General features: G+C 63.7%; 6 protein-coding genes. 3 read left to right on the top strand and 3 right to left on the bottom strand.

From position 1 onward, the window contains the following. The 3 genes from EOA27_RS25105 to EOA27_RS25095 all read left to right on the top strand — a co-directional run. A partial coding sequence (locus tag EOA27_RS25105) for a glycosyl hydrolase (protein WP_127257517.1) occupies positions 1 to 704 on the top strand: 704 nt, incomplete at its 5' end. A 128-nt stretch (positions 705 to 832) separates the two neighbouring features. Beyond that, positions 833 to 1,333: a DUF995 domain-containing protein gene (locus EOA27_RS25100; protein WP_126078227.1), complete on the top strand. Its 501-nt coding sequence runs from the start codon at positions 833 to 835 to the stop codon at positions 1,331 to 1,333. Positions 1,334 to 1,423: 90 nt separating this feature from the next. Next, positions 1,424 to 2,581 (top strand): hypothetical protein, encoded by a 1,158-nt coding sequence (locus EOA27_RS25095; RefSeq protein ID WP_126078228.1) that lies wholly within the window; start codon positions 1,424 to 1,426, stop codon positions 2,579 to 2,581. A gap of 5 nt (positions 2,582 to 2,586) precedes the next feature. Here the strand turns inward: EOA27_RS25095 and EOA27_RS25090 are convergent, their stop codons facing one another. From EOA27_RS25090 to EOA27_RS25080, 3 genes are all read right to left on the bottom strand, one after another. Continuing rightward, positions 2,587 to 2,892 carry an addiction module antidote protein gene (locus EOA27_RS25090; protein WP_042637981.1) on the bottom strand — a complete coding sequence of 102 codons (306 nt, stop codon included), beginning with the start codon at positions 2,890 to 2,892 and terminating at the stop codon, positions 2,587 to 2,589. A 2-nt stretch (positions 2,893 to 2,894) separates the two neighbouring features. After that, positions 2,895 to 3,182 carry a type II toxin-antitoxin system RelE/ParE family toxin gene (locus EOA27_RS25085; RefSeq protein WP_126078229.1) on the bottom strand — a complete coding sequence of 96 codons (288 nt, stop codon included), beginning with the start codon at positions 3,180 to 3,182 and terminating at the stop codon, positions 2,895 to 2,897. A 52-nt stretch (positions 3,183 to 3,234) separates the two neighbouring features. Next, positions 3,235 to 4,197, bottom strand: a 963-nt coding sequence (locus EOA27_RS25080) for a Rieske 2Fe-2S domain-containing protein (protein ID WP_127257515.1), incomplete at its 5' end; no start/stop codon positions are given.

The raw sequence follows: 4,197 nt of genomic DNA, 5'->3' as shown, positions 1-4,197 counted from the left end.
TCCTTCGACCATGTCCAAGGCTCGATGGTGATCAGCAGCGCGGCCGTTCGCTGCTGATCACCATCGAGCCTTGGACATGGTCGAAGGACTGGCGCATCACGCCGCCCGAGCTGAAGAATGGCATATTGAGCGGCAAGTACGACGCCAACATGCAGGCGATCTGCAACCTCGTCGGACAGATGAAGAGCCCGGTCACCATCCGCTGGGCGCAGGAAATGGAAGACACCAACGGCCGCTTCACCTGGGCAAACTGGGCGCCGAAGGACTGGATCGCCGCCTACAAGCGCGAGGTGGACGTCTGCCGCAAGGCCGCGCCGGCGGCAAAATACATGTGGTCGCCCAAGGGCGTCGAAGGCCTGGAAAAATACTATCCCGGCGACAACTATGTCGACGTCATCGGCCTTTCGGTGTTCGGCCTGCAGAAGAAGGACAATGACGAGGTCGGCCGCGACCGGACGTTTGAAGAGACGCTGAAGCCAGGCTATGACCGTGTCGCGAAATTCAACAAGCCGGTTATCGTGGCTGAACTCGGCTATGTCGGAAAGCAGGACTACGTGTCGAAATGGGCCGACGACTCGCGCAAGTCCTATGCGGAGTTTCCGGCCCTTACCTCGGTCGTCTACTTCAACCAGAAGGAAGTCTGGCCGTGGCTGGGCGGCTATGGCCTGCCCGACTGGCGGGTGACCCAGCACGTCTTGCCATAAGAGACGTGATCATGCTCGTCCCGGCCAGACCGGGACGGGCTCCGGCTAAAGGTGTTGAAGTGGGGTTGCCGCCGAGCTGCTCGGCGGCGCGTGAAGCGTATGCGTAAATCAGTTGGCGGAGTAAAATCGTGAAAAGCGCAGTGGGGAAGTTTGTCGGAGCGGCGCTGGTCTGCTCCGTTTTTGTTATCGGCCTGCAGGACGCCGCAATGGCCAAGGCCGCGAACAGGATCGGCGACAAGGCGGCGAAGGCCACCGCCGTCTCCGAAGAAGGCATCTATCAGCTCTACAAGAACCGTTCCTGGCGTTGGGGCAACCATGGCGCCGCGTTTTTTGCGGTTAGCAAGCGGCAGTTTACGGCCTGGTCCACTGAGGACAAGCCTAGCGACGGCGAGGGTATCTGGTTCATGCCCGGCAGCGGCAAACTGTGTTTCCGGGCTACCTGGCGCGGTTCATGGGGCGCCAAGACCTCCTTGAGCTGCTTCGAGCATCGCCAGGCCGGCAAGGTGATCTACCAGCGTAGATCTCCGAGCGGAGACTGGTATGAGTTCAGGGACCGCCGCGGCAAATCGGACCTGCGCAATGGCGACTATGCCAGCAAGAAGGTGAAACGATTCAAGGCGGGGCTGTAGTCGCGGACGCAGCTCGACTTGAAGTAGCGCGATTGCCAAGCACGGCGATTTCGCGCAACGGTCGTCGCGGCTGAAACGACCGCGTGACCGATGCCGGGGGCTGACGGAACGATCCTGATAACCGGCGCGCGCGCGCCGGCGGCGCTGCATCTGGCGCGCCTTGTCCACGGCGCCGGGCGCGGGGTGATCCTGGCCGACACGCCGGCGCGGCCGGTCGCGGCGGCGAGCAGGGCCTGCGCGCGCTATCATCGACTGCCGCCGCCGCGCTTCGAGCCGCAGGCCTATGCGAATGCGGTGGAAGCGCTGACAAGAGCCGAAAACGTCCAACTGGTCATCCCGACCTGCGAGGAAGTCTTTCACCTTGCGCTGGCCTGGCGCGGCAGGACCATGCCGGCAAAATTGTTCGCCCCCGACATCAGGTTGCTGGCGCAGGTTCACAACAAGCACAGCTTCATCCGGCTGGCCGAACAGCTTGGCCTGGCGGTGCCGGAGACGACGCTTCTCAATTCCCGCGACGATCTGGAGTCGGTGCGCGGCCACTCGCGCGACCTGGTGTTCAAGCCGGTCTGGTCGCGCTTCGCCAGCCATGTCCTGCTGCGACCGACACCGGATTTCCTCGATGCGATCGCGCCCTCCCCTGCCATGCCCTGGGTGGCGCAGCGTTTCGTCGAGGGCGAGGAGATCAGCGCCTATGCGGTGGCGCGCGAGGGACGGCTCAAGGCGCTGACGCTCTACCGTTCTCCCTATCGCGCCGGCAAGGGCGCCGGCATCTTCTTCGAGCGGGTCGAGGACGAGGCTGCACGCGATCTGGTCGAGCGCATCGTCGCGGGCACGACCTGGACCGGGCAGATCTCCTTCGACCTGATGCGCGAGCCGGGGGGCCGCGTGCTGCCGCTCGAATGCAATCCGCGGGCGGTCAGCGGCCTGCATTTCTTCCGCGATCCGGCGCGGTTTGCCGCTGCTGTGCTTGGCGACGGTCCGGAAGTCAGGCCGGACGTCACATTGCCGCAAACGGTGCGGCTCGCGATGTGGATCTATGGATTGCCGGTGGCGCTTCGTTCAGGTGGGCTCGCCCGCTTCCGCAAGGCGATACGCGAAGGCCAGGAACTGCTCGATTGGCCGGGCGATTCAGCCCCGGTCAGGGCGCAATGGCCGGCGCTGGCGGAGATCGCCGGGATGGCGTGGCGTGAGCGGATCAGCCTGCAGGCGGCGTCGACGCGGGATATCGAGTGGAACGGGCCGGGCTGATATGCTCATGCCCCGAGCGAGCCAGGGCCGATAGGTTTCACGTCAAGTTGCAGACCAAGCGCCTTGGTGACACCCAGCAGTGTGCTGAGGCGAGGGTCGCCCTTTTCGCTCAATGCCTTGTAGAGCGCCTCACGCGTGACGCCAGCTTCTTTCGCCACAGCCGTCATGCCTATGGAGCGCGCTACATCGCCCAACGCATGCGTGATGAGCGCAGGATCACCATCCTCGAAGGCAGCCTCGATGTAGGCCAAGCGATCCTCCGGGGTTTTCAGGTAATCGAGGATGTCGAAGCGAGTGGTTTCGAGAGGCATCGTCATATCTCCTTTGCCATTTGTTTCGCCTTGGCGATGTCGCGCCTTTGGCTGGACTTGTCGCCGCCACAGAGCAGGATGATCACGGCGTTTCCGATCTTCACAAAGTAGAGCCGGTAACCTGGGCCATGGTCGATCCGAAGTTCGCCGATGCCATCGAAATATTTGACATCACCGATGTTGCCGATTTCGACCCGACGAATGCGGGCAGCGATGCGCAGGCGAGCCGCAGCGTCGCGAAGTCCGTCCAGCCAGTTGGTGAAATCGGCCGTCTGCCGGACCTCGATCATGTGTGAACTATAATTCACGCAGACGCTCAGATCAAGATGCGTGAACTTTAATTCACAGCTCGATCTCATGCACTTTCGGCCCGCTCGCCGCCGGCGGCATCTTCCCCTCCATGATCGCGGCGATATCGCGACGCAGGAAATCCAGGGGCCCGATCACTGGCACGGCCTGCGGCACGAAACGGGCATTGTCGCTCGCCGATTTCAGCACCCGGCGGTCTTGCTGAAGTGCGACATTGAATAATGGTTTGAAGGCAAGCGCCTTCAGCTCGCCGAGCAGGCCCTGGCGCCGGCCGATCAACCAGCCGACACCCTCGACGGTGCGCTCGTCGGCCTGGCGCAGATGGAAGGTGGTGGCCAGAACCAGCCCGTCCTTGCCCCAATATTCAAGCTCGGCGATGCCGGGATGGCGGAAGCGGCCAATGGTCTTGGCGCGCTCGCCTTCCAGCAGCCGACTGATCAGGCCCTGCTGGCGTTCCTCGCCGGTGTAGCTCGCCTCGACCCAGCCCTCGCCGCCCGTCACCTCGACCCGCACCAGATGGCGTTTCGAGGTGAGGCCGCGCAGCAGGCCCTTATGGGTGAAATGGGTATGGGTGGCGTCGAGGATGTTTTCCGCCGCATCGATCACCGTCGACTGGGTCGACGAGCGCACCCGCCGCAGGATGATATCCTTGCCTTGCATGCAATGCAGGTAAGGCTCGTCCTTGGGCGTGCCGGACGAGATGAAGACCACCCCGTCGCGCTCGATCGCGGCGTAGCGGCGGACCCGGTAATGCGGCATGGCGCCGACATGGCCGGGGATCGCCGTGCAGCGTCCCTCGCCGTCATAACGCCAGCCGTGATAAGGGCATTCGATCTCGCCGCCGACCACCTTGCCGGTCGACAGCTCGACCAGCCGGTGCGGGCAGCGGTCGAACAACGCGGCGACACCTTGCGTCGAGCGGAACAGCACCAGGGGCTCGCCGTCGAAAAGAATACGCTTCGGCCGCTTGCCGATATCGGCGGACAGCGCCACCGC

Origin of the sequence: Mesorhizobium sp. M2A.F.Ca.ET.037.01.1.1, assembly GCF_003998075.1 — a bacterium.
In the GTDB taxonomy this organism is placed as follows: Bacteria; Pseudomonadota; Alphaproteobacteria; order Rhizobiales; family Rhizobiaceae; genus Mesorhizobium.
The sequence above is the reverse complement of the archived record's forward strand: the minus strand, read 5'-3'. Positions and strand labels throughout refer to the sequence as shown.